We start from the raw sequence: 23,745 nt of genomic DNA, 5'->3' as shown, positions 1-23,745 counted from the left end.
GGGAACTGATGCTGGACAGGAGCTACGTCGTGCCCTGGGGGAAACGGGGCAGCATCTCGGCCGGCGCCGAGGCGGCCGTACTGACCGAGCTCGCCCACGACACCAGCCCACTGCCGACGGGCAGCCGGCGCGAGGGGTTCGAGCGCTCCTTCGCCGAGACGGTCGGCAGCCGCCACGCGATCTCGGTGACCAGCGGAACGGTCGCCCTCCAGCTCGCGGTCCGCATGCTCGATCTGGAACCGGGCGACGAGGTGATCGCCACCCCGCAGACCCACCGGGCGACCGTCCAGCCGCTGTGCGACCACGACGTACACGTCCGGTTCTGCGACATCGACCCGACGACCCTCAACATCGACCCGGCCGCGCTGGAAGCGCTGATCACCCCTCGTACCAAGGCTCTGCTGCTGGTGCACTACGGCGGCTGCCCCGCCGAGATGGACAGCATCATGGCGCTGGCGCGACGCCACGGCTTCATCGTGCTGGAGGACTGTGCGCATGCACTGGGCGCCCGCTACCGCGGACGGAGTCCCGGTTCGCTGGCCGACCTGGCCACCTTCAGCCTCCGCAACGCCAGGAACGGCACCCTGTCCGCCGAGGGCGGTCTGATCACCTGCGACCGGGACGACTGGGCCGAACGCTTCCGCCTGCTGCGCGCCGCCGACCGGGACACCCGTATCGTGCGCACCCCGCAGGCCGGAGCGGCTCGTCCTGGCCTGCTGCCGTGGGCCGCGCACGCCGCACCCCTGCACCGCGGCTCTCCGCGGCGGACCGGCAGGGACACGACGATGCCGGAGACCGTAGCGGCCCTCGGACAGGCTCAACTCACCGAACTATGGGCCGCCGTCGGCCGTCGGCGCGCCCTCGCCGGGCGCCTCAACGAGGTACTCACCCGCTACCCCTTCATCACGCCCCAGTTGGCGCCCGCCCACAGCGAGCACGCCTATCACCTCTACACCTGCTTCGCCGACCACCAGGAGGTACGCGACCGGCTCGTCCTGGCGCTGGACCGCAGGGGCGTGGAGATCCAACTGCGCTACTTCCCCCAGCATCTGCTGCCCCAGTGGCGCCACCGAGGACATCTGCGCGGCGAGTGCCCGGTCGCCGAACGCAGCTGGTTCGACCAGCACCTCAACCTCCCCTGCCACCCCCTGCTGACGCCCTCTCAGGAGGACTACCTCGTCGAGGCGCTGGACGCGTCGCTGGCCGAACTGAACGGCGGTCCACCGCCTCCGGTGTCGATGCCGACGACGGCGAGCGGGCGGTACTAGGGAGGGGGGACAGAGGGAAGCCGGAAAGGGGAGGGCAACCGCGAGCCGGCATCCCTGCAGATCAGCACGCTGGACACGTCGGATTCGCTGCGGCCCGGGGACTGCGACGGGGCCCACATGTGCACCCTCGCCGAGACAACCCACGCCATGACCCGCGGCGACGGATGGGGGCCGGACCCGGCTGCCCCCGGCCCCTGCAGCAGCACCGCATACGGGCCTGACCAGCACCAGCCGCCACAGCGAAGTGCCTCTGAGCGCTGAGGCCATGCGGTGTACAGCATCAGAAGGAAGGCCGTGGCGAGGAAGGCCACCAGGATGTACGGCATCCTCTCCGTCCGGTGCTTCACCCCGCACGAGGGGGAGTCGAGGCAGGTGAGGCGATGCGCACGCACCTCACGCTCTCGACCGAAAACGCCGGCCATCTCGGCAACCACGCGCACGGACGAGCTGACCACAATGACGGCGAGGACCCGAACGGCCCCCGCCCCATAGGTGTTCAGCGCCCAAGCACCGCACACACCCGCCCATAAGAGCGCCGCCACCGCTCCCCTCTTCCGGCGCCCGGGGAACAAGAACCAGGGCACGGCAGGGAGCAATAAGAACATGCCCCACCCAATGGCAAGTGCGCCGACCTGCATGACCACCTGGTTTCGTCATCGCCGGAGGTGCAGGACCCCACCCCATGAGAGAGGTGGAGTGTGAGGTCATTCTGCGCACCTACCGGGTGGCGTCAACAGCAGTGCGTCTGCACGCGAGCGGAAGCACCGCAGGATCAGCAGTGGATGTCGGCACGTGAGTCATGACTCCCTCCCCTCCCCTACGGGATCGCGGCGAGCGCTGCCGCAAGTGCGCGAGGCCGGGCGACGAAGGGGCCGTGACTGCCGGGGCGATCTGGAATGATCGGGAGATGATGGGGACAAACAGTGAGGATGGGCGAGTCATTCGGCGTGAAGCCGAGCGAGTCGCCAACGAGGTCGCCCAAGGGCTTCGCACGTTGGACGACGGGACAGCCTGGTTCTGCGCCCTTTCCCCGGTAGGACGGCAGGTTGTACTGCAAGAAGTCGCCGGCTACGCGATGCAAGCGCACATCACGGCGACAGACGGGCGCGCGGGAGTTGCCCGGTCCGGTGTAAAGCCCACGGCCAACCCTTCGGTGATGATCTGCATGGATCCACCTCGCTACGGGTTCGCAGCCCTACCCGCCGACGAACACGTCAAAGCGTTCCGTATCCTCGTCTCGGTGTTCTCCGTCGCCGACACCCGCCGCAGGCAGACGTACTGCAAAGACACCTGCGGACACGCATGGCATAACCTGCTTCCCCCCCGGTGAGCGGCCGTAGCTGCGGCACGCTGACCCATATAGAGGCCCTGGGTCGCCCCCTACGGGTCATTTAATCGTTTGTTGATGTGTGTCGCTGATTGACGCCCAGTGGCGAAGATCCAGCCATTGCTACCGGGCCGGACGCCGAGGCGGGGTGGGCGGTGGCGGTGACGAATCACCAAATGGCCCAGCTGGCCACCCGCTACGACAAGACCGCCACCGTCTACCTCGCCGGACCACACATCGCCGCCACCTTTATCTGGTCAGCAAGGCGATCCACACCAAACTGCCTAACTCACAGCCACCGTCCATGAGTTGCGCATCCTGCTGGGCGAGAAATAGACAGCCCTGGCCACCGCCACCACCGCCGCCAACGGCGTCCACACAGTCATCGGGCTCGCCGTCTCCACTGTGGGCGTCGGACTGGGGCCTTTCGCGTCAAAGCGGTCGCGCGCAAGACGGCGCTTCGGCGAGCTTCACGTCCGCATCGCAGCCGGGCACACGGACCGTCACGTCGTCCGCAGAACACCGAACACCCCCGAACGGCGCTTCGTAAAAGCTTTCAGCGGCGATGGGCCGGGGAGGCAGATCCCTGCTGCGGTCGACGTAAGGCACCTGGTCAAGAGGAGAAGAAGGGTCAGCGCGGTCCCGTCTGCGACGACGAATAGGGCGATGCCGATCCCGGAGACGGTCACAGTGGCAATGGCGATGGATCGCGGGAACGGTCGCGGTGGCGATGCGCAGTAGTTCACGGCTGGCACTGCCTGATGATGACTGAGGGGCTTCTGAGGCGACGGCTGATGCTGTAACCATGCGCGTTCGCCGGGGAGTTGGGCGATCAAGGCCACGATGACGAACGGTCGGTCTCACCGTCGGATTCCGTGCCCGCTGCGGACGTTGGCACGTGCGCATCGCCGGTATGGCAGTAATGTGAAACGGTGACCTCTCTGCCGGAAGACCCGTCGCCACTGGTCGGCGAAGACGACCGCGACACGGCTGTGCAGCGCCTGCAGGAGGCGTACACCAAAGGGCACATCTCTCATGAGGAGATGGACGAACGTCTCCACCAGGTGCTCACTGCCAAGGCGCACGGCGAACTCGTGTCGGCTCTGGCCTCGCTCCCGGAGGAGAGTGCCGGCACCACGTCCACGGTTGCCGCCCACAGCGGGCGGATCCAGCGGCGCGGTGCATGGCGGGTGCCTCGGGTCCTGAAGGTCGAGTCCGCATTCGGAAGGGTGCACCTGGACCTGTCCCGGGCGATCATCGAACATCCGGTAGTCGACATCGAGTTGCAACTCGGAAGCGGCAAGGCCAAGATCACGGTGCCTCGCGACGCGATCGTCGACCTCGAGGGCCTGCGCACCGGGTGGAAGGACTCGCACTACAAGCCCCGGCAGCCCTCCGGCCCCGGCGGGCCGAAGATCCGGATCTCCGGGGCCATGGGGTACGGACGGCTGAAGGTCCGCCACGCGCGGCGTTGAGGCACCATCCGGCACCGGGACCACCCGTCCACCGCCTATTTCGTCCCCGCACCACTCCCCCGCCTGCCGAGGCCGGCAGCAGCATCGCGCGCCGGTAGCGCACCGAAGCTTCTGCCACCGCGGGGCACGATCCGCTGCAGGTGAACCCACGGGGTCACACAGCACTAGTGGGGGCGACTGCGACCCACAGTTCCCCGGCGGTGTCTCCCTCCCGGCATGGCTCTACGGTGCGGTCGTGCTGGTCGCGGCAGTCGTGGCCTCCGAGTGCTTCTTGATGAGTTCGTAGGAGCGAATGCGGTCGTGGAGGTCGTAGACGGGTGTGGTCAGCATCAGTTCGTCTGCTCCGGTCTCAGCCGCCAGTTGCGCAAGCCGCTGTACGACGGTCTCGGGCGTACCAACGGCTTGCTCTGCACGGAAGCCGGCCAGTGCTCGTCGCTCCTCGGCCGTGAAGGGGTGGGCGGCCGCCTCGGCGGGCGTGGGGAAGGGGATCTCACTCAAGCCTTTGAGGAGCCCGGCCTTGATGACGTCCATCGGTCTCACTCGCCACGCGGCTTCTTCTTCCGTCTCGGCACACACCGCCTCCACGCACACCAGCACCCGAGGTTGTTCGCACCAACGGGACGGGGTGAAGGCGGACCGGTAACGTTCCAGCGCCGCGCGGGTGTTGTCCGGCCGGATGTGGTGCGCGACGGCGATCGGCAGGCCGAGTTGTGCGGCGAGAGCGGCACCTGCGGTGCTGGAGACCAGCAGCCATGGCTCCGGGAGGGAGCCGAGTGCGACTTCCTCGACGAGAAAGGTCAGGATCGCGGCCACGTCACCGTGGTACTCCGCGTCCGTCGTGGGTCCGGCTCCGCGGCGCAGCGCCCGCGCGATGGCCTCGTCGAAGGTGCCGGGGCCGCGGCCGATGCCCAGGTCGATGCGGTCCTCGTGCAAGGCGGCCAGCGTCCCGAACTGTTCCGCGAGGGTGAGGGGCGCGTGGTTGGGTGCCAGTACTCCGCCCGAACCGAGACGGATCGCAGAGGTCGAGGCAGCGGCGTGCGCGGTCAGTACGACCGGTGGGAATGCGCCAATGGCGGGTGAGTGGTGATGCTCGGCGTACCAGATCCGGTGGTAGCCGAGCCGTTCCAGCCCCTGCGCGAAGGCGGTGGTGTCGCGCAGGGTCTCCACGGCTCGGGTACCCGTTTGAACCATCGCGACTTCCAGCGCCGAAAGCGGTACGTCGATCATGCCGTCAGCATAGGGATCGATTGTTCGATGAGGGTGTTGAATTGCCTGTTCACGACCACACGCCTCCTACTGGAACGATGAGTTGGTGATGCGTGGTGAGTGGGAGCGGCACGGTGGAGTGGAGTGGCTGGCCGGATGCGTGGTTCGGCGGCACCCCACGGGACGCTGTCGGTCACGCTCACCCACCTGTTCGTCGCCGAAGTCGCTGATGGTCCCAAACGGGCTGGTCACAATTGGAGGGTGTCTCACGTGGCAAGTTTCGCGAGCTTCTTGTAGCAGGTCAGGGCGGCGGCCAGGCCGAGGAAGGCGAGTAAGTGCGAGCGCCAGGTAGTTCGGCGGAGAAGTACGCCTTGTCCGCACGGAGTTTGACGGGTCGGCGCCGCTGTGGCCCCCGGCGGGGCCGGACGGCGGGTATGCGGCGGATGAGCGGCTTGAGGGCGAGGCTGTCGTGCATGTTCGCGCTGGACACGGCGACGGCGAGCGGGATGCCCTGGGCATCGGACAGCACATGCAGCTTGCTGCCCTTCTTACCGCGATCGACCGGGCTCGGCCCAGTCAGCGATCCCCCCTTTGGCGCGAACGGAGGCCGCGTCGACGATCGCCGGCCTCGGTCCATGCCGTGAAGCGGCGATGCGCGGTGGCGGGCGACGTGCCGAACGTCGGCGGCAGATGCCGCCAGGCACAGGCGCTGGTCAGCGCGTACACCACTGCCGTGAACACGGCCCGCTCGTCACACGAGCGGTCCCACCACCTTGCGAACGAGCAGCGAACGACGGCAGCAACGGGGCAGCCAACTCCCAGAGTTCACCAGGAATCAGGCGCTTCGATAGCTCAGCACCCACGACCGGCATCATGCCGCACGAACATCACGTCACGTGAGACAACCTCTAAGCCTTGATTGGTGCGGCCGACCTGGCGGCCTGCTCGATCTTCGCGCAGTAGGCTGCACGGGCTTCCTCGTCGATCTGTTTCTCGAGTTCGGCGCGCAACCCGGTCCGGGCGTCGAGGTCCTCGCGCAGGATATCGGCGTGCCCGGCATGCCGGATGGACTCGCCGAGGACATGGACCATGATGGCGAACAGGTTGGTGTCGGCATAAGGCTCCGGCCACCACGGCACGTGGCCGGGGGCGTCGAGGGCAAGCTCGTTGATCGTCGCGTCCGAGTGTTCCCACGTGCGCCAGTAGAACCCGATGATCTGATCGCGGGTCTCGTCCTCGGTCGCCCACAGATCGCTGCCGTCGGAATCCTGCCACCGGGGCAGCGGTTCCGGGGAAGGGCGGTCGAAGACCTCGCCGAAGTACCTGGCCTCGACGGTGGCCACGTGTTTGACCAGGCCGAGGAGGTTGGTCCCGGTCGCTGTCAAAGGTCGGCGGGCGTCGTATTCGGACAAGCCGTCGAGTTTCCAGAGCAGCGCCTTGCGGTCCCGCCGCAGTCTCCCGTGCAGGTTGCCTTTCGCGAATTCATCGATCATGCGGCATGAGCCTGCCATGGGCTGCTCGTGGTCTCAAGATCCCGTACGGGGTCCGCAACGACAGGCAGAGCCGAGGCCTGGCCATGGCCGTCGCCCTGACCTGCTACAAGAGGCTCGCGAAACTTGTCACGTGAGACAACCTCTTAGAGTTCAGGCCTCCACAGAACTGAGCTCGAACCTCAGCGGCAGCGAACACCGAGGGACCGCGAGACCCGAACCGCTCGAATGATTCTGCGCCTCAGCCGCGGAAAAGGCGTCCCGCCGCCGCCAATCGCCGCAAGGTCAAGAGAATTGCTTTCTGGTGTTTGTTCGTCTGCCTTGTGTTTTCGCTCGCCGGGGTCGCCGGCCCCTTCCTGATTGCCTGCCGAGCGCGTTCTCGCGGGCTCGCAAGTCAGGGGATCAGGACGCCGCTCCGGTAATGCGGCGGAGCGGCGTCCCCCACCATGGCTCAGCGCAACTCAGCCCACCCCCGCCGAAGCCGACCGCATCGGCCGGTAGTCGGCCCGTCCCTTTTCATAGACCGTCAGGCCGCGTGACAGGCGTAGGGGCACCAGGAGAAGTTCCACGATGAGGGCCTTCCAGGCGTAGACGAGGTTGACGGCCTTGGTTGCGTAGACGCAGGGGATGTTCAACAGCACTCCTGCGAGGGGGAGTTTGCGGCGTCGGGCGGCGTAGAGGAGGGGTGGCAGGGTGAGGAGGAGTTCGGCTCCGGCCCACCAGGTGAAGGCGAGCGCGAGCGGTTGGTGGGTGGTCGCGGCGAGCACGAACGGTGTCGCCCACCAGAGCGGTGCGGTGAGGATCTCCAGGAGGGCGAGGAGCACCCAGACCGCCAGCAGAGGTTTGTGAACGACCAGCCGTCCGACGTGGAGCCGGACGTTCTGGCAGAAGCCGGCCATCCAGCGCCAGACCTGTTTGCGGAGGTAGGTGAGGTCTTCCGGATCGGCGGCGAGGGCTACGGCGTCGGAGACGTAGACCGCGCGCCTGCCCGCGATCTGCTGGGACCAGGTGTAGTCCATGTCCTCGACGATGGTCCGCTCCGGAAATCCGCCGAAGGCCATCAGGTCGTCGCGCCGGAAGACGGAGCAGCAACCCGAGCACACCATGGGGCTGTTGGCCCGGGCCTGGATGGGGCGGTGCCAATGGAAGCCGAAGATGCATCAGATCAGCGTTCTTGCAGGTCGCGGCGGCTTGACGACCACCTGGGGTCAGCAAACCGTCAGCACCAGTCGGGACCCCATCCAATGGCTGACATGTCAGGGACCTTTGCCTCTACGCAGCGAGGTCGTGGTCCAAGATCTTGGCGGCCGCAGTGATCGACCCCGGCATCAGATGCCGATAAGTGCGGTAAGTGATCTGGATGTTCCTGTGGCCCATCCACTCCGCGACATCCGTGATTGGGATCCCGTGGCTCAAACAGTTCGACGCGAAGAAGTGACGAAAGCCGTACAACGTCATGCCCTCTGGAGGAGGCACCTTCTTGAAAAGGTTCCTAGCCCGCCGAGACTCCATGGAGTACGTGAAGTATCCCGTCGGCCCGCGAAGCAGGTACCCGTCCTCCGAGACCCCATGCCTCTCCACGAATCGTTCGATTGCTTCCTTAACCGATCGCGGGAGCGGAACTTCGCGAAACTCACCGACCTCTCGATGCTTCAATGGTGCCGGCCGGTAGGTGTAATGATGTATTTGCTCCGTCACTCGATACACGTCATCAGCAACGATATTGTTGATATTGACGGCACGAGCTTCACCGTTCCTCAGGCCACATCCATACATCATCCGCATATGCATGGCCAGCTGAAAGTCGGCTTTCCCCGCCGCTTCTTTTATGTAGCCCTTCGCGGGGACGACGGCCCGGTCAGGTATGTATTTCGGCGGTATCACGCCGAGCGTAGGGTCCGCCGCGATTGCCCCTTTACGAAAGGCATCCGTCAGGATTGCATGAAGAAGGCCGTAGGCGTTCCTCTGCGTTCCAAGCTGCACGTCGTTCCGTTCCATGGTCGCGATGAAGCGTTCCAGGGTCATAGGAGCGAACGTTTCCATCTTCCTAGAAGAAAACTCCGGATACAAATGCGCCCGCAGGTACGTCTCGTGAGCAGGGCCCGTGGCATATTCCACGATATCCCGCCGACGGGTACGCCAATCCTCCGCATACTCCTTGAAGGACATTCGACCTAGCTGAGCCCTGACCTCAGCGACGGAAATGGGCGTATTGCGCTTATCGTTGTAGATTGCCGTAAGGCGATCTTTGGCAGCGTCTTGCGTCGGGTAGCCCGTTTCTTCACGCTGCTTACCTGCAGAGTCGCGGTAGCGGATTGTGTATGAGTGAGAGCACCGCGTGGGCTTCACGCAAGAACAGTTCTTCAGGAAGCTCCCCATCCCTCGGGCAAGCTTAACGGGAACCAATGCAGCCACTCCTAGGTCTAGTCTTTTGGCGCGTCAGTGAATCTTCTGCTGCTCAAGCCATTTCATGACTTCACTGTACTTAAATCGCAGTTTGGCATTCTTCCCGCGGCCGAATTTGTATCCAGTTAGCCCCAGCTTCGGCGCATCGCGATATATCCACGTCAGGGACACGTTCAGGAAATCTGCCGCCTCTTTTGCGGTCAGCATGCTTCGTGGAGTCACAATCGTCAGTTCCGATTCGCACGACGTGACGACAGGCGCCCATGCAGACAGCTGAGCGATCGAATCAGGGCAGGGGGTATCGCGGATCGGCACATCAAGTGGTGTTCCTTGCGAAGGAGCGCGCGGGGCGACAGAACGGGATCAACAACGCCGGGAGCCCACGCCGACTCGGCGGAGGCATCGCTGTCTTTCAGCGAACAGCGCTGCGGATTTCAGGGAAGCCGCAGGCGGGGGCCGCTCATTAGCTCCTTGCGTCTTGCGGCACTACCGACTGCGTCCGCAAGGGCTCCACCGCCAAGCACAGCCGCTGCGAACACCCTCAATGATCGTCACGATCGCCGGTTTGGCCAACCGGCGATCGTGGTTTATGTTGCGCGCCCGCACAGGAAGTTCACGGACCGTTCCTAGCGCACGAAGCTCAGGAGGCCAGCCGGTACGACCGGAGAGCGGAAGTCGCGCCGTCCGAGACGACCACCAGGAGCCCGTCGTCGGTGAGTCGGTCGAGGTTGCGGGCCACGACTCGTTGTGAAGCACCAACGGCTCGGGCAACGTGCCGCGTTGCGGCTCCGGGATGCATCGCGATGTGCGCGAGGACCGCTCGATCGCGACGGTAGCCACGTTGTACCAGGTCCTCGCCGAACAGCCCAGCCGCGCAGACGCAGAGACACAATGCCGTGGAAAGGGCACCGTAGTCCTCTCGCTGGTGCGCGGTCCACGCGTTCAGGGCGCCAAGGGCCAAGAGGACGGGGGCAGTGAAGCGGGCGGATCTGAGGGCAGCATTCGACAGGTGGGGCTCCTTGGGTCGGGGCCTCGGGGACGAGACCGACCAGCGCAGGGGTACGGGCTGCCGTCACGGTCGACCTGTCTGTTGGTCGACCCGGAACCTCTCATACCCTCGCTGACCTGGTGTTTTCCGGGACGTTGTACATTGACATGCTCCCGGAGGAGGTTCCAGTCCCTTGGGGCTCTTTCTCGTCTGCCGTGGGCGAATGCCAGGCTGATGGATTGCGACAGACTCCCACCTCACCTATCCGGTCGGGAGCAAGAGTCCGCGCCCTCGTCGCGGAGTCACTGGGCGACAGTGTCGACCACGCCCTGCTTGCCACCAACTGGCGGCAGCCCATCTCCTCAATCCCACAAGCCAGTTCGATCATTTTCGCGCTGTCATGACGCCTGGTCACGCTGCCTAGCCTCGATCGTTCATGAGCCCCCGTCGGTTTCTTGATGAGGGCTCTTTGCCTGTGTGGTGCGTCCTCTCCGGAGCTCGGACAGGCCGGCGGTCCGACTGTCGCGTCGGGTGGGCGCCGGGTTCCATTCTCCGATGTGGTGGTGCGGGTTGCCGGGGCGGTCGAAGTGGCTGGTCAACCAGGGTTCGGGAGGGTGTGGAGCCTGTCGATCGCGTGGGTGATGACGTCGCTCCAGGGCCATCGGGCGGTGAAGCGGAGCCAGTGGCGGCGTCCGGTGTTCACGAGCTGTGCGGCGGCGGAGAACAGGCGCAGGCGGAGCTTCTTGGGTTCCCAGCGGCGGGTCTTGCCGGTCAGGGCGAGCATCGGCAGCCAGGCGAGAAGGTCGAGTGCGAGGGAGACGGTCTCCAGCCAGATCCGGTTCTGGGCTGTGTCGTGCAGGGGCAGGTTGCGCAGGCCGGTGTCACGGGCGTTTCGGATGCGGTCCTCGCAGCGGGCCCGTCTGCGGTGACGCAGTTCCAGGTCGGCGAGCTGGCCGCCTTGGGTGTTGGTTGCGAAGCAGGTCAGCCGCAGTCCGTCGAGGTCGGTGAAGCGCAGCTGGGCGCCGGGGTGGGGGCGTTCCTTGCGGACGATCAGCCGCATTCCCTTGGGCCAGGCGGAGAGGTCGGGCATGTCGGTGATCTCCGCGACCCAGGCGCCGGGCCTCTCGGTGCCTCCCGCGTCGTAGGCCGGCGTCCACGCCTTCTTCGGGATCTTCAGCACGGCCTGGTGGACGGCATCGGTGATTGTCATTCCGACGGAATACGACAGCCACCGGCCCGGCTTGGAGAGCCAGTCGAGGAAGGCGTGGGTGCCGCCGCCGGAGTCGGCCCGGATCAGCGTTCCCCGTCCCCGCCGCAATGCTTTGGGCAGCTGGTCCAGGGCGAGTTGAGCGGTCTCGATATGGTCGGCAGCGGTGTTGGAGCCCGCGTTGCCGGGCCGCAGCAGGGCGGCCACCGGTTCCGGACCCGGTCTGGCCGTGGTCGACGAACGCGACAAGCGGATGATGGCCGAAGGTCTTCTTCCAGGTCGCGGTGGCGTCCTGTTTCTCGGAGTGCGCGAGGACCAGCACGCCGTCGATGTCCACGATCACCTGGCCGTCGGCGGCCGGACTTCTCGCCCCGGGCAGCCCCCAGACCCGCGTCCGCACTTGGGAACGTGCGGACTGGAGCGCGGCCAGGGCTTTCGGGCGGGACGCGGCGAGAGTGTCGATGAGACGGGAGACGGTCGGGTCGGAGGCCACCGGGCCGACCACCGCCGGCTCGGCCCGCAGCACCTCGACATCGGCCAGGCAGTCCCCGCCCAGCGCGACCGCGAGCGCCACGTCCAGCAGGATCTTGCCCGGATCATGCAGGCCACGACCACCGCTCTCGGCACGGACAGACGGGTACGACCCGATACGCTTCTTCACCTGAGGAGTGCCTCTTCCCAAACGAATCTGGATCCTAGACAAGTCCATCGTCGCAGGTCAGAGGCACTCCTCGTGTCTATAGCCGCCCCTCGGACAACCAGCCTCATGAAATCCCGAGGCTAGGCCCTATTGCGGTTGCACATTGCTGCACAACTTCGTTGAGAAGGGCCTGGTCTTTTCCAGCCGAGTGGACGCACTCGGCTGGAACGCTCTGCCAGGCGCCGGCTCCATCACGTAGCGGCGAACCGTAGCTGAGCCAGGATGGCGGCTATGCAGCGTGGGATCGAGCAGGCGGTGTGGCAGTTCACCGTCGAGCGCTCCGAGAACGCCCCCCTCGACCCGCAACAGGTGCTGCGTAGGGGTATCCGGGGCATGTGCGGCCGGCGACTTGAGAAGCGTGCAGTGCGACGCACCGACGGCAACAGCAGGGTTACCTACTGCTGGTAACCGATGCGAAGTCCTCCAGAACCCAGTGCACCGTCGGCAGACGCGAGCTTGGAGACAGCGGGCCTGCGGACTGTTACTGAGCACTCACTGTCGAAGGGGAGAGAGGCAAGGACTTGGTCATAGCGCGATTTACCCTTGAGTCTCTACCTGGAACGTACGACGGGCAGGGTTGATATCCGCAGCTTCGATACAGGGCGAGCGCCGCGTCGTTCCGAACCCCCGTTTCCAGGACCATTCGGATCACGCCACGAGAGACTGCCTGCGACTCCAGATGTTCCAGAATTCGCCGTCCTATTCCTCTGCCTCTGCCCGCTTGCGTCACGTACATACGCTTGATCTCTGCTGTATCCGGCGAGAGCAGCCGCCAGCCCCCGCAGCCGACGGCCTCTGGCGAATCGTCACACCTGGCTATGACAAAGAGGCCCTGTGGCAACACAAAGTGACTTGCTGGAGTGTCATCAGGGTCATCAGCGAATCCGTAGACAGCAACCTGCTCGGCGTGGAGCGCTCGTGTCAGGCGCCGGGCTTCGGGATCACCATAGGAAATGGCCGTCAGGGACGAGGTGCCCGTCTGGCACGGCCGAGCAGTGCTGAGGAACGTCATGTAGCCGATAGTGCCCTGTCCACCGCTACGAGCGCATCAGCGCATGCCCCTGACTGGACGCGGCTGCCGACCTGGCGTCGAATTCGACTCAGCAGATTGCGGCAACGGATCGACTGCACGTCGGGGACACGACCAGCCAGGTGAAGCAGTGTCCCGACAGTGGTCTCCGAGTCTCGGCGGAGAAGGTGGGCTCGGGCCAGGTGTATGCCGTGCAGCAACGCAGAGCGCGGATACCCACTGTTCGCCCCGTGGTCCGTCAAGGGTGTGAGCAAGTCCGTGGCCTCTGCGAGGAGGCGTCGCGCCTGGGCAGGGTTCGCCGCAGCGAGTTCCACCAAGGCATGCCCTGACTCAGCTGCCACCTGCTCTGCTGTGAAGTAGTACAACGATGGAGGGTCATCGTCTCTACGGTGGTCCAGCAGTACACGACACTGGTCAGTGACACTACGGAAAGCGCGCATATCGCCCGCAGCAGCATGAGCAGTGGCCAGGCGGCCGAGGGCTCGCGCACGCACGGTGGGGGCGCTTCCAGCAGTGTGCTCAACTGCGGCCTCCGCAAAACGCAGTGCGGAGGAAGGCTTGCCGGTGGCCGCATGCTGATAGGCCAGCATGCCCAGGACATTGGCGGCACCATTGCTGTCGTTAGCTGCGCGAGCAAGACGGATGGCGAACAGCTGATAACGCTGCGCGGGGGCAGATAGATCGGCGTCGAATGCCATCCAACCGGCGAGTTGCGACAAGCCACTGGCCGTGGTGAGCAGGCGCAGGCGAATCTCAGGCGTGTAACGACTGTTACGCAACAGGTCCAGGACGCCGAGCAATTCGGTTCGCACGTAGCGCTGAGGCAAGGCTCCACCACCCGCCGTGTCATCCAGGCGACGCAGCCCCCGAAGGTGGCCTTCAAGCACATCCATCATCGGAGGAAGGACCTGGTCCGTTCCCGGGCCAAGGCGCGGCTGAGAAGCAGCCTGGTGGGTTGCGTCCCAGACCGCACCGAAGAGCTGCTCCTCGCTAGCCGGCTTGGCACTGGCCTGGTCGCGCGGATCCGCTGCGGTCCAGGCCGCGGCGGAGGCCAGAACGTCGTCTAGCGAGCGGCGCCCGAGCAGGTCGTCGGTGGCGCCTCTCTCGGCTTCCTTCCCGTTGCGCTGATCGCCCCAGAGACCGGCGACGGTGTACGGGATCCCCGCAGCTTCACTGAGCGCGGTGACGGTCAGCCGTCGCACCGTCTGAGATCTCGGTCGCCCGCCCGCCAACCAGCCCTGTGAAGCTGTGAGGTGCAAGGCAGGTTCACCGACCGCGGTCAGACGCGGATTGAGTACACGCATCAGCTCTCGCGGCGACCAGCCAGCCTGGCGGAGGGCCTCCGCCAAAGCGCGATTAGGTTCCCGTTTCCCCGAGTTGGAGTGCTCACCTGGAGCATTGCGAACGGTGCTCACAGACAGACGGTAAGTCATGACTGCACCGCCAGGCGTGAATTCGCGGATTTTCGCACTCACTCCGAGAAGTTCGCGATATTCGCGCCGTCGCCCCCTGCCGGCAGGGCGCCGACTCGCTGTGTCCTGGTTCCACATCCGGCCTCCGAGTGAATGGGCTCCTCGTTTGGGGCGCCCGCCCCGAGGGGCTGGCCCGTGAGCTGCTTCGAACTTCGACCTACGGAGGCGACTTCGTGCTGACCGTCCGCAACGCGTTCCGTGTCGCTCAGCATCGTGACAGCGCAACGCCTGCCCATGGTGTACGGCTGCTGCGCTCGGGGCTATTCCGGAGACGAGCGCCAGGGAAGTCGGCCTGTCCCGTGATCCGGGAACAGTCCAGATCCATCCTGCGGACAGAATTCCCGGCAGAGCTGGCGTCGGTCTCCAATGCGCGCCGCCAACTGCGCGAGCAGCTCATCGCCTGGGATTTGGCGCCGCTGATGGAACCCGCGGTGCTGGCCACGAGTGAGCTTGTGACGAATGCCGTACTGCACGGCTGCTCGGGTGGGCAGGACACAGTGGCAATGACAGCTTGGTGCACCACGGACGAACTGGTCATCAGCGTGACGGACCCGTCCGATGTCGGCCTGCAACCCCGGAGAAGCGACGCCGATGACGAGTCCGGCCGCGGTCTGATGCTCGTCGGCGCCATCGCTGACCGGTGGTGGTTCACCACTGCCCAGGACGACGCTGGAAAGACCGTCTGGCTCGCGATGAGCCTCCCCCGCTGCATCCGCAGGGAGGAAGAGTGAGGATCTCGAAGCGGCAGTACGCGAGCCAGTTCGTACGGCCCGGAAGGCCGCCTCATCGTGACGAGGTGCGCGCTGCGGCAGAGACCGTGGCGCTCGTGCTGGGCGGATCGGCACTGCTGCCTGACTACCAGCCCGACGTGGACGATCTGGTAGCCCGGCTTCACGTCCATATCGCGCGGTTGGACCGACAACTCATGCCGCGATGGCGTCGGCGCATACCCGCGCTACAAAAGGCAGTTGCCTCGGCACGATCGGTGCAACGTCAGATGGTGCCGCACGACTACATAGGGTCACGCATCCATCTCGTGCGCCTGGCCGAGGCTGCCCAATGCCTTATGGCTTGGGCGGCGCGCGACGAACGGGACCTCACCCCGCAGGCTTTCGGCCCCCCATCGCGATCGGACCATTCCGAGACGCAGAAGGGACTCTTTCCCCCCATGTCAGGCCGTTGGGCAAGTCTGTGGGAAAGCACGTCGCGCGGCGTGAGGTGGCTATGTCACCGGTGATCACCGTCACGGATGCCGTTCGTGCCCCGCGCCGCGCCATCTCGGTCACTTCGTACTCGTGGTGGGTGCAGTTGACCGAGATGCCGCTCCCCGATCCGCTGGCCCAACTGGATTGGGCCATCTTGCCGCTTGGCTTGCAGCCAGGGCTTCCGGCCCTGGAGGCCCTCCTTTGCGACGGTGAGCCTGTGGGCCCGGTCCTGTGCTGCCCGCGGCACCGACGGCTCTACGCGCCGGTGGCCGCAGAGTGCCGACACAGCCTGGAGGGCGAGCGGCTGGGGGTTCGGGGGCGGGATCTTTCCTGCCCCGTCGACGATCGTCACCGCGGTGGCTGCGATGGCCGACTGTGGCTGCTCCCGTCCGATCCGCGGCACCTCACCGACCTTGTGCCGTTGGCGGACCGGATGATGCGCGTCAGTTCCGCTCGTCGGCTGGCTGCGGCGGCATGCGCCTGACTGTACCCGCGGTCGTGGTGCTGGGAGTGGTGATGGTGGTGCTGATCCGCGGCCAGAGGCTGCGGGGAGGGCCGGCGCTGTAGCCGTGGTGTTCGGCTTTCAGCTGGCGCATGGCCAGGCAGCTCCGGCCATCACCGAGGCGTGTCGCCTCGTCGCCCAGCTCGTCGGCCGCCTTCACCTCTAGTCCCGGCAGTGCGGCACGACCGTGTTCCTGCCATTCCATCTCTCCTTTCTCCGCGAGGACTTGTGACCCCGATACCTCCCCTGGATCAGGCCAGTAGGCCGCGCCACCGGCGGGCTCCGCAGATGACGCTGAGGCGCAGCGTGCTGGTCGTCGTGCTGGTCGCTGCCGCGTCCGCTGCCGCCGTGATGCTGTCGTCGCCGGGCCGTGCGGCCGTTGCCTGGTGCACTGCCGTCTCTACCGTGCTGGTGGTTGCGGGACTGGCTGAGGCGCAGCACCGGCTCCGCTCTGTCGGCCGGGAGCGCGATGAGGCGTGGGAGCGGGTGCGTCGCGCGGAGTTCGCCCAGGGGCGATCGGAAGCTGATCTTCGCCGCCTCCAGGACGACATCGATCGGGCAGCCCGCGTTCTGCCTTGGGCGGTGGACCAGCTGCGGGAGCGCGCATCGGCGCCCACCGTGCTGGCGCGACTCGGCGAACAGGGTCTGCTGCCCACAGACGAAACGCTCCGGGGTGTCATCCACAAGACGGTGCACACGCTCCACCAGGAGCACCGGCGGCTGACGTCCGCGATGGTCATCGTGCAGGGCTGTGCGCAGCGCCTTCATGCTGCAATCACCGACCACCTTCGGGAGATCGATGAGCGGAAGAGGCCCTACTGGGACAGCGGTTCCGCGCCGATTCGCCGGGAGGACGTGCGCGCGGACCTTGAGGCGCTTGATTCGGGGCTGTCGAGTACGGGGCTGCTGACCCAGCGGCTGCTGGCCCTGTCCGGCGCCCGCCGAGCGGGACGGCCGTGGGCGAAGCCGGTCTCGCTGGAGCGCGTCGTGCGGGCAGCGATAGGTGCCTGCGAACACCACCCGCGAGTTGAGCTGGCTCTGCCCCAGGTGCCCGTCGCGGTCGCCGGGCCGGCCGTCACTGCCACGATCCACGGACTAGCGGAACTGCTCGACAACGCCCTGCGGTTCAGCCCACCAACGACGCGGGTGCGGGTGTCGGGCGAGGACGCCGTCTCGGCGATGGTCCTGCACGTAGACGACAGCGGCCTGGCCATGGGCGAAGAGACCCTGGCCCGTGCACGCGAGACCGTCGACTTCGAGCAGCCGCTGGACATCACCAGGCTCTCCGGAAGCCGACTGGGCCTTGCCGCCGCACGCCTCTCCGCCGAACGCTTCGGCTTGAGGATCGCGTACTGCGCCTCCGCCACTGGCGGTACCCGAGCCAGCATCGTGCTACCTCGCCAGTGGCTCACCCACGACACGCCAACACCCCCCGCAGCCAGCCGTGCTCCGGCCCTTCCGCAGGGCGGCGGGCCGCCACCGGTCCGTGAGGTGCAGCCACCACCGGACCACTCGGCCGCCGCACCGCAGCCGACGCGGAGCACTGTGCGGCTGCCGCGCCGGATCCCCGGCGCCACGCGGTCGAGCCCGGCCGAGCATCCAGCCGAGCCTGCACCACCGCCGACGCGAAGCGCACTGGAGACCGGCAAGCGCCTGTCCGCCTTCCGCCGAGCCACCCGCCGGCCGACACCCGCCGCACCGACCCTGGAGGATCACGGTGAGTACTGACCTTTCCTGGCTGCTCGACCAGCTCTGCCGCGACACTGCTGGCGTACGCCACGCCCTGCTCCTGTCCAGCGACGGCCTGAAAGTCGCCTACGACAAGAGCCTCGACCTCGACTCCGCCGACATTCTCTCCGCGATCTGCTCCAGTCTGCGCTCCATCTCCAACGAGCTGGACAAGGCGTTCAAGGCCGGGGGCCCGGCGTTGACGATCACCATCGACACACCCCGCGCCCAGCTTCTGGTAGTCGGCGCCGGGACAGGCGGCGTCCTCGCCACTGTGGCCGAGAGTGAGGCTGATCCCGGCATTGTCGGCACCGCGATGGCCCAGCTGGTGGAGCGCGTCGCGGACCACCTGAGCGTCCCGCCGCGGTCACCCCAGGCTCCGTCGTGAGCGACGACTGGGACGTGCCGGACCGGTCGTTCGTCGTCCTGGGCGGTCGTACTGCCGCCGACCACGAACTTGACGCGGTGTCCCTAATCGTCACCGAGCGCGACGACACCGCCGGCCTCGGGCTGGAGGAGGCCGCCATCGTCCGGATGTGCGCCTCACCGACCGGGGTCGTGGAGATCGCCAGTCGCCTGCGCCTGCCCGTGGGGATGGCGCAGGTCCTCATCTCCGGCCTCCTCGACCAGAGCCGCGTCACCGCCCGACACCCACACGCCACCTCAGCCTCGCCACACGATGCTGCTCTTTTGAGGAAGGTCCTCGTTGGACTCCACCACCTGTGAAGCCGCGCCGGTGCCGCTCGCGCAGACCGCCAGCCGGGGGGTGAAGATCGCCGTGGCCGGCGGCTTCGGAGCCGGGAAGACGACTTTCGTCGGCGCCGTCAGCGAGATCACCCCGATGCGCACCGAGGCGGAGATGACCGCCGCGAGCATCGGCACCGACGACCTGTCCGCCACACCGTCGAAGACCATGACAACGGTCGCCTTCGACTTCGGCCGGGCCGCGCTCAGCGAGTCCATGGTGCTGTACCTCTTCGGCGCTCCCGGCCAGGACCGCTTCAAGTTCGTGTGGGACACGGTGCTCAACGGCGCCCTGGGCGCGGTGGTGCTGGTCGACACCCGCCGGGTAGAGGACTCCTTCCCGTCCCTGGACCTGGTCGAGGACAAACACCTGCCCTACGTAGTGGCCCACAACGTCTTCGGCCACGAGGACCGGGCGCACAGCCTGGACGACGTCCGCGACGCGTTGCAGATGGCCCCCGGAGTGCCGGTGATGCGCTGCGACGCCCGCGACCGGCAATCGGTCCAGCACGTACTGATCGCCCTCGTCCAGCACGTGATGCGCCTGGCCGAACTGCGGGAGGGACGAGCGTGAACAGCCCGCAAAAGCCAGTACTCGTGGAGCTGCCCGACAGCCACCGAGGGGCGATCGTGCTGGGCGACCCGGGCTACCACCGCGACCCCGCCGAGGTCTTCTCCGCGCTGAGGCGCACATACGGGCCGGTGGCTCCGGTGCTGCTGGTCGGACAGGTGCCAGCCTGGCTGGTCCTCGGGCACCGCGAGCTGACCCAAGTCACGACCGACACGCGGCTGTTCGCCCGCAAAGCGGCACGGTGGCGGCTGCGTGAACAGCTCCCGGCCGACTGGCCGCTGTGGCCGATGCTCGGCGGCGGTCACACAGAATCATCTCTCCTCTATACCGAAGGGGACGAGCACCGGCAGCGCGCCGGGGCGGTCAGCCGTGCTCTTGCCAGCGTCGATCCAGTCGAGTTCCGAGCCCAGTGCGAGTCGCGCGCCGAGGACCTCGTCGATTCCTTCGCCCACAGCGGGCGTGCCGAGCTGATGGCCCACTACGCCCTGCTGCTGCCGGTGATGGTGATGGGCTGGGCCCTGGGAGTGCCGACCGAGGAACACCGGGATCTGGTGGCGGCGTTCACCGACCAGCTCGCTGGCGGCGACCGCGCCCTGGCCGGCCATCAGCACATCCGCCGCACCGTGCAAGCGCTCGTCCGGCGGGTGCGCGAGCGCCCCAGTGCCGATGTCGCCTCGCGGCTGGCAGCCGACCCCGTCGGCCTGAGCGACGAGCAGCTCTGCCAGGACCTGATCGTCACCATCCTGGCCGGTCACCAGACCACCACGTACTGGATGGGCAACTCCACCTACCGGATGCTCGTCGACCGCCGCCACACCGACGCCTTCATCCGTGGCCGGCTCGCCGTCAGCCAGGCTCTTCGCGAAGTTCTCTGGGACGACACCCCCACCCAGGTCTTCGCCGGGCGCTGGACCAGCCGCCCCGCCCGCCTCGGCCACGTCACCATCCCGGCCGGCGACCTGATCCTGCTGGGGCTCGCCGCGGGCAACACCGACCCCCACCTGCGAGCCGAACCGGGCGGCCTACGCGGCAGCCGCGCCTACCTGTCCTACTCCCACGGCCCGCACAGCTGCCCCGACCCCGCCCGGGACCTCGCCGAGACGATCGTCACCGCCGGAATCGAGGTCCTCCTCGACCGCCTTCCCGACCTGCACCTGGCCTGCCCACCCGAACAGGTCCGCTGGCAACCGTCGGTGTGGATGCGCGGCCTGGAGGCCCTCCCCGTCACCTTCACCCCCACCCCACCGACCACCCGCTACGCCGGAGGCACCCCGTGGATCTGACCCACCCCACCCCCGCCACCGAGCCGAGCGCACCGGCGCTGTCGCTGTCGCGTCCGGTACACCGGCTCGACCCTCACAGCTGCGACCTCCACCACGACGCCACCGTCATGCGCAAGGCCGGCCCGGTCGTTCCGGTCCAGCTGCCCGGCGGCGTCCCCGTGTGGGCGGTCACCCGCGACGCCACCGCCCGTGCCGTACTGCGTAACACCGACATCTTCCGTAAGGACTCCCGGCACTGGGACGCCCTCCAACGCGGCGAGATCCCTGCCGACTGGCCACTGATCGGCTTGGCCGCACCGGCCGGGCCCAGCATGGTCACCACCGACGGCATCGACCACTGGCGCCTGCGCAGTCCGCTGGCGATGGTGTTTACCGAGACGCGGGTACGGGCCCTGCGGACGAGCATCGACATCATCACCAAGAAGCTGCTGGCCGATCTCGCCGACGCCGCCACCGTCGCCGACGACGGGATCGTCGACTTCCGAAAGGTCGTGGCCTGGCCGCTGCCGATGACCGTCATCAGTCTTCTGCTGGGCCTGCCGGAGTCCGAACACGACGCCCTGCGCGGCCATTACGAGATCTTCTTCGACGACACCCGTGATCCGACGGCCGCGGTCGCTGCCATCGAGGGCATCATCACCCGGCACCTCGACAGCAAGCGCCGTCAGCCCGGCAGCGACCTCACCAGCGCCCTGCTCCAGCTCCCTGACGACGAGCAGCTGACGAAGGAGGAGCTGGTCGCCACCGTGCAGGTCCTCATCGCCGCCGGGCACGAGACCACCGTCCACCTCCTCGTCAATGGCGTGCTGGCCCTCACCCAACACCGTGACCAGCTCGACCTGCTCCTCCAGGGCGAGGTCTCCTGGGATCGCGCCGTCGAGGAGATCCTGCGCTGGGAACCCCCGACCGCAAATTTTTTGATGCGTTTCGCCACCCGGGACACCACCCTCGGCCACACGCTCATCCACCGGGGCGAACCGGTGATGATCTCCTACGCCGCCATGGGCCGTGATCCCGACCGCTACGGCCTCACCGCAGACGATTTCGACATCACCCGCGAGGGCGGCCATACCTCCTTCGGCCACGGCCAGCACGCCTGCATCGGCGCACCCCTTGCCCGCCTCGAAGGGCGGGTGGCGCTCAAGGCCCTCTTCAGCCGATGGCCCGACCTCGCCCCGGCCGCGCCGGCGCCGCGCACCCCCTCGGTCCTGATGAACGCGCACACCAGCCTCCCCCTCCGCCTGCGCCCCTCCCGCCACCGGCACGATGCCGGAGCGGCCAAGTGACCACCGCGACCACCGACGACGCCGCGGCCCGCACGCTGGATCCCCGTCAACTTCGGGACGATCTCCTCGTCCTGCACCGTGTCAGCGGCAACAGGATGCAGGCCGCTCCTGCGTCTGTTGCCCGCAACCTCGACATGGTCCGGCGCATCGCCCGCCACTGGGCTCCCTTCGGCCACACCCGTCGCGCCGCCGCCAACGGCTCCGCTGCCGAGGAACGACGGTGGGACATCCTGCTGGCACGTGCCGACCCCGAGCGGTCCGTGAAGCAGTGCTACGCCGACGTGGTGGTGTACGCGTATGCCGTCCGGGAGTTCGTGCAAGCGCTGCACGACACCATCCGGCCGGGCACGACCGTGCCCGAGGTCGCCCGGTCGATCACCGCAGCAATCTCAAAGGGTGGCTTCCCCGTTGGCTTCGAACTGCGGGTCAAGCAGGTGGCCGCTGATCTGCGGGCACCTGCTGAAACGGTCCGGGCCGCGGTGAGCAGTCTCGTCGACAGCAACGTTCTGGAGAGGCGAAGCCGACGGATCTTCCCGGCAGGGAGTCTGGAGATGCACGACGCGCTGGCCACCCACATTGCCGACCGGCTGCGCGCCCAGATCGCCGTCGGCGTCTACGCCCGCGGCAGCCGGCTGCCCAGCGCGAAGTTCCTGGCCACCACGGTGTGCAGCGACTCCGCGCCCGTTGGGCGGGCGCTGCGGATCCTGGCCGCCGAAGGCACGGTGCACATCGGACCGCGCGGCAGCGAGGTGGCGCAATCCGCCCGTTTCCTTGCCCACCCCGCTCGCACCGCGCCCCATCACGACGAGAAGAACCCCCGTTTCAGCCGGGACACGATCGTGGCCACCTGCCGTGCTGCTCATGAGCAGTGGCGCCGTCGCGGCCCGGCTCCAGCCGAGGTGCTGCACGGACGGTGGCGGGACCTGTGCTCCATGGCCAGCCAGCTGCTGGCGACGGTCCCAAACCCGGCCCCTGACGCCACGCAGGAGCGGGCCGCCCTTGCCCGAGCCGCAGAGCTTACGTCCGCCCCGCTGCCGGACACGCCCTGGCTCCAGCAGTGGCACACCGCCTGCCTGGCCAAGTCCATCAGCGACATCCTCCCCCTGGCCCCCAAGGAACCTCGATGACAGCCGACGAGATCCAGCCCGACGCCTATCCGCCGCCCACTGCTGCCGGACCGTCGCCAGAGACGGCCGAGGGGATGCGCGACCTTGACTATCCCTCCCCTCACACCAGCGACCCCTTGCCGCACTACTTCGGCGATCTCCTCCACTGAGCGACAACCTCCGCACTTCGGCGCACCCACACGTGTCCCCCAACACGTTCGCCACCCGCACCACAGCCCCAAAGGGACCCCTGTGACCACAGACCGGTACACCACAGCGACAGCACCCCCCACCCACCACGACCCGACACAGATCGAGACCGTCCTGGCCAGACTGGTCCCCCGCTGCATCCGCCCCCCAAAGTCCACCGCCGAACTCCAGGCGATACGCGAAGCCGCCCTTGCCGCGGCCATCAGCCGTACGCCACGCCCCCGCATCGGCATCTACACCATGGTGCACGCGCACCAGGACCCTGCCCTGCGGCTAGCCGTAGCCCGCGGCATGGCCGTTCGGAACAACTGGCTCCTGGAGCGGGCTCCGGCCGTGGACTTCACGGGGTTGACCGCCCCCGTCACTCGACCTCAGCTGGCCCGCCTGCTGGATGCCCTCGACCACGACGACATAGACGGCATCGCCGCGATGTCCCGGACCGACCTCTCCGACCTCAACGGCGATTACGAGGACGTCCTCCGGCAGATCCACGCCCGCCGCGGCTTCCTCGCCCTCGCCACCACCGAGACGGACGTCTGAC

At 67.2% G+C, this 23,745-nt stretch carries 24 protein-coding genes and 2 pseudogenes; 15 read left to right on the top strand and 11 right to left on the bottom strand.

Annotated features, from left to right (window positions below; all coding sequences use genetic code 11):
* The first annotated feature begins 8 nt into the window (after window positions 1-8).
* The 3 genes from Scani_RS38605 (at window position 9) to Scani_RS38600 (ending at window position 4,070) form a co-directional block, all read left to right on the top strand.
* Window positions 9-1,268, top strand: coding sequence for a DegT/DnrJ/EryC1/StrS family aminotransferase (locus Scani_RS38605; protein WP_159482698.1), 1,260 nt, complete (start codon window positions 9-11; stop codon window positions 1,266-1,268).
* A 799-nt stretch (window positions 1,269-2,067) separates the two neighbouring features.
* Window positions 2,068-2,598: a DUF5958 family protein gene (locus Scani_RS42300; protein ID WP_371872451.1), complete on the top strand. Its 531-nt coding sequence runs from the start codon at window positions 2,068-2,070 to the stop codon at window positions 2,596-2,598.
* A gap of 929 nt (window positions 2,599-3,527) precedes the next feature.
* On the top strand, window positions 3,528-4,070 hold the full coding sequence (locus Scani_RS38600) for a DUF1707 SHOCT-like domain-containing protein (RefSeq protein WP_159482697.1): 543 nt from the start codon (window positions 3,528-3,530) through the stop codon (window positions 4,068-4,070).
* A gap of 222 nt (window positions 4,071-4,292) precedes the next feature.
* Here the strand turns inward: Scani_RS38600 and Scani_RS38595 are convergent, their stop codons facing one another.
* The 8 genes and pseudogenes from Scani_RS38595 to Scani_RS38560 form a co-directional block, all read right to left on the bottom strand.
* On the bottom strand, window positions 4,293-5,297 hold the full coding sequence (locus Scani_RS38595; RefSeq protein WP_159482696.1) for an MsnO8 family LLM class oxidoreductase: 1,005 nt from the start codon (window positions 5,295-5,297) through the stop codon (window positions 4,293-4,295).
* A 245-nt stretch (window positions 5,298-5,542) separates the two neighbouring features.
* A pseudogene (locus Scani_RS42295) lies at window positions 5,543-6,139 on the bottom strand (transposase).
* A gap of 45 nt (window positions 6,140-6,184) precedes the next feature.
* Window positions 6,185-6,769 carry a DinB family protein gene (locus Scani_RS38585; RefSeq protein ID WP_159482695.1) on the bottom strand — a complete coding sequence of 195 codons (585 nt, stop codon included), beginning with the start codon at window positions 6,767-6,769 and terminating at the stop codon, window positions 6,185-6,187.
* A 458-nt stretch (window positions 6,770-7,227) separates the two neighbouring features.
* Window positions 7,228-7,896 carry a glycosyltransferase family 2 protein gene (locus tag Scani_RS38580; RefSeq protein ID WP_281392363.1) on the bottom strand — a complete coding sequence of 223 codons (669 nt, stop codon included), beginning with the start codon at window positions 7,894-7,896 and terminating at the stop codon, window positions 7,228-7,230.
* 142 nt (window positions 7,897-8,038) lie between these two features.
* Entirely contained in the window at window positions 8,039-8,935 is an 897-nt protein-coding gene (locus Scani_RS38575; RefSeq protein ID WP_246296508.1) for a tyrosine-type recombinase/integrase, read from the bottom strand.
* Window positions 8,936-9,205: 270 nt separating this feature from the next.
* Window positions 9,206-9,487: a helix-turn-helix domain-containing protein gene (locus tag Scani_RS41510; RefSeq protein WP_246296507.1), complete on the bottom strand. Its 282-nt coding sequence runs from the start codon at window positions 9,485-9,487 to the stop codon at window positions 9,206-9,208.
* 325 nt (window positions 9,488-9,812) lie between these two features.
* Window positions 9,813-10,064: a MarR family transcriptional regulator gene (locus tag Scani_RS42290; protein ID WP_371872454.1), complete on the bottom strand. Its 252-nt coding sequence runs from the start codon at window positions 10,062-10,064 to the stop codon at window positions 9,813-9,815.
* A 691-nt stretch (window positions 10,065-10,755) separates the two neighbouring features.
* Window positions 10,756-12,028 (bottom strand): annotated as a pseudogene (locus Scani_RS38560) (IS1380 family transposase).
* A 270-nt stretch (window positions 12,029-12,298) separates the two neighbouring features.
* Here Scani_RS38560 and Scani_RS38555 point away from each other — a divergent pair.
* Window positions 12,299-12,475 (top strand): hypothetical protein, encoded by a 177-nt coding sequence (locus Scani_RS38555; RefSeq protein ID WP_159482692.1) that lies wholly within the window; start codon window positions 12,299-12,301, stop codon window positions 12,473-12,475.
* A 73-nt stretch (window positions 12,476-12,548) separates the two neighbouring features.
* On the opposite strand, the gene Scani_RS38550 is transcribed toward Scani_RS38555, so the two are convergent.
* Window positions 12,549-13,079: a GNAT family N-acetyltransferase gene (locus Scani_RS38550; RefSeq protein ID WP_159482691.1), complete on the bottom strand. Its 531-nt coding sequence runs from the start codon at window positions 13,077-13,079 to the stop codon at window positions 12,549-12,551.
* Window positions 13,076-14,512 (bottom strand): NsdA family TPR-like regulatory protein, encoded by a 1,437-nt coding sequence (locus tag Scani_RS38545; RefSeq protein ID WP_159482690.1) that lies wholly within the window; start codon window positions 14,510-14,512, stop codon window positions 13,076-13,078. Before Scani_RS38545 ends, Scani_RS38550 begins: the two co-directional genes overlap by 4 nt.
* Before the next feature lie 230 nt (window positions 14,513-14,742).
* On the opposite strand from Scani_RS38545, the gene Scani_RS38540 reads away from it, so the two are divergent.
* Together Scani_RS38540 and Scani_RS42425 are read left to right on the top strand one after the other, a co-directional pair.
* Window positions 14,743-15,300, top strand: a complete 558-nt coding sequence (locus tag Scani_RS38540; RefSeq protein ID WP_159482689.1) for an ATP-binding protein — start codon at window positions 14,743-14,745, stop codon at window positions 15,298-15,300.
* Window positions 15,210-15,806, top strand: a complete 597-nt coding sequence (locus tag Scani_RS42425) for a DUF6415 family natural product biosynthesis protein (protein ID WP_503827404.1) — start codon at window positions 15,210-15,212, stop codon at window positions 15,804-15,806. The genes Scani_RS38540 and Scani_RS42425 overlap by 91 nt, the downstream gene beginning before the upstream one ends.
* A gap of 411 nt (window positions 15,807-16,217) precedes the next feature.
* Here the strand turns inward: Scani_RS42425 and Scani_RS38535 are convergent, their stop codons facing one another.
* Window positions 16,218-16,481 (bottom strand): hypothetical protein, encoded by a 264-nt coding sequence (locus Scani_RS38535; RefSeq protein WP_159482688.1) that lies wholly within the window; start codon window positions 16,479-16,481, stop codon window positions 16,218-16,220.
* A gap of 83 nt (window positions 16,482-16,564) precedes the next feature.
* Here Scani_RS38535 and Scani_RS38530 point away from each other — a divergent pair, with 83 nt between their 5' ends.
* From Scani_RS38530 to Scani_RS38490, 9 genes are all read left to right on the top strand, one after another.
* The gene (locus Scani_RS38530; protein ID WP_159482687.1) at window positions 16,565-18,004 is read left to right on the top strand and encodes a sensor histidine kinase; all 1,440 of its coding nucleotides are present in this window, start codon (window positions 16,565-16,567) and stop codon (window positions 18,002-18,004) included.
* The gene (locus Scani_RS38525) at window positions 17,994-18,392 is read left to right on the top strand and encodes a roadblock/LC7 domain-containing protein (RefSeq protein ID WP_159482686.1); all 399 of its coding nucleotides are present in this window, start codon (window positions 17,994-17,996) and stop codon (window positions 18,390-18,392) included. Before Scani_RS38530 ends, Scani_RS38525 begins: the two co-directional genes overlap by 11 nt.
* Complete coding sequence (locus Scani_RS38520; RefSeq protein WP_159482685.1) at window positions 18,389-18,730, top strand: DUF742 domain-containing protein; 342 nt, start codon at window positions 18,389-18,391, stop codon at window positions 18,728-18,730. The genes Scani_RS38525 and Scani_RS38520 overlap by 4 nt, the downstream gene beginning before the upstream one ends.
* A complete protein-coding gene (locus Scani_RS38515; RefSeq protein ID WP_174872854.1) occupies window positions 18,711-19,322 on the top strand; it encodes a GTP-binding protein in 612 nt (203 codons plus the stop codon). The genes Scani_RS38520 and Scani_RS38515 overlap by 20 nt, the downstream gene beginning before the upstream one ends.
* Complete coding sequence (locus Scani_RS38510; RefSeq protein ID WP_159482684.1) at window positions 19,319-20,602, top strand: cytochrome P450 family protein; 1,284 nt, start codon at window positions 19,319-19,321, stop codon at window positions 20,600-20,602. The genes Scani_RS38515 and Scani_RS38510 overlap by 4 nt, the downstream gene beginning before the upstream one ends.
* A complete protein-coding gene (locus tag Scani_RS38505) occupies window positions 20,593-21,888 on the top strand; it encodes a cytochrome P450 (RefSeq protein WP_218039248.1) in 1,296 nt (431 codons plus the stop codon). Before Scani_RS38510 ends, Scani_RS38505 begins: the two co-directional genes overlap by 10 nt.
* Window positions 21,885-23,015 carry a GntR family transcriptional regulator gene (locus Scani_RS38500; RefSeq protein WP_159482683.1) on the top strand — a complete coding sequence of 377 codons (1,131 nt, stop codon included), beginning with the start codon at window positions 21,885-21,887 and terminating at the stop codon, window positions 23,013-23,015. Before Scani_RS38505 ends, Scani_RS38500 begins: the two co-directional genes overlap by 4 nt.
* Complete coding sequence (locus tag Scani_RS38495; protein ID WP_159482682.1) at window positions 23,012-23,164, top strand: hypothetical protein; 153 nt, start codon at window positions 23,012-23,014, stop codon at window positions 23,162-23,164. Before Scani_RS38500 ends, Scani_RS38495 begins: the two co-directional genes overlap by 4 nt.
* Window positions 23,165-23,246: 82 nt before the next feature.
* Complete coding sequence (locus Scani_RS38490; protein WP_159482681.1) at window positions 23,247-23,744, top strand: hypothetical protein; 498 nt, start codon at window positions 23,247-23,249, stop codon at window positions 23,742-23,744.
* Window position 23,745 lies beyond the last annotated feature (1 nt).

It is taken from the genome of Streptomyces caniferus, from assembly GCF_009811555.1.
Taxonomy (GTDB): Bacteria; Actinomycetota; Actinomycetes; order Streptomycetales; family Streptomycetaceae; genus Streptomyces; species Streptomyces caniferus.
Note: the sequence above shows the minus strand (reverse complement) of the source record. Positions and strands in the feature narration are given on the sequence as shown.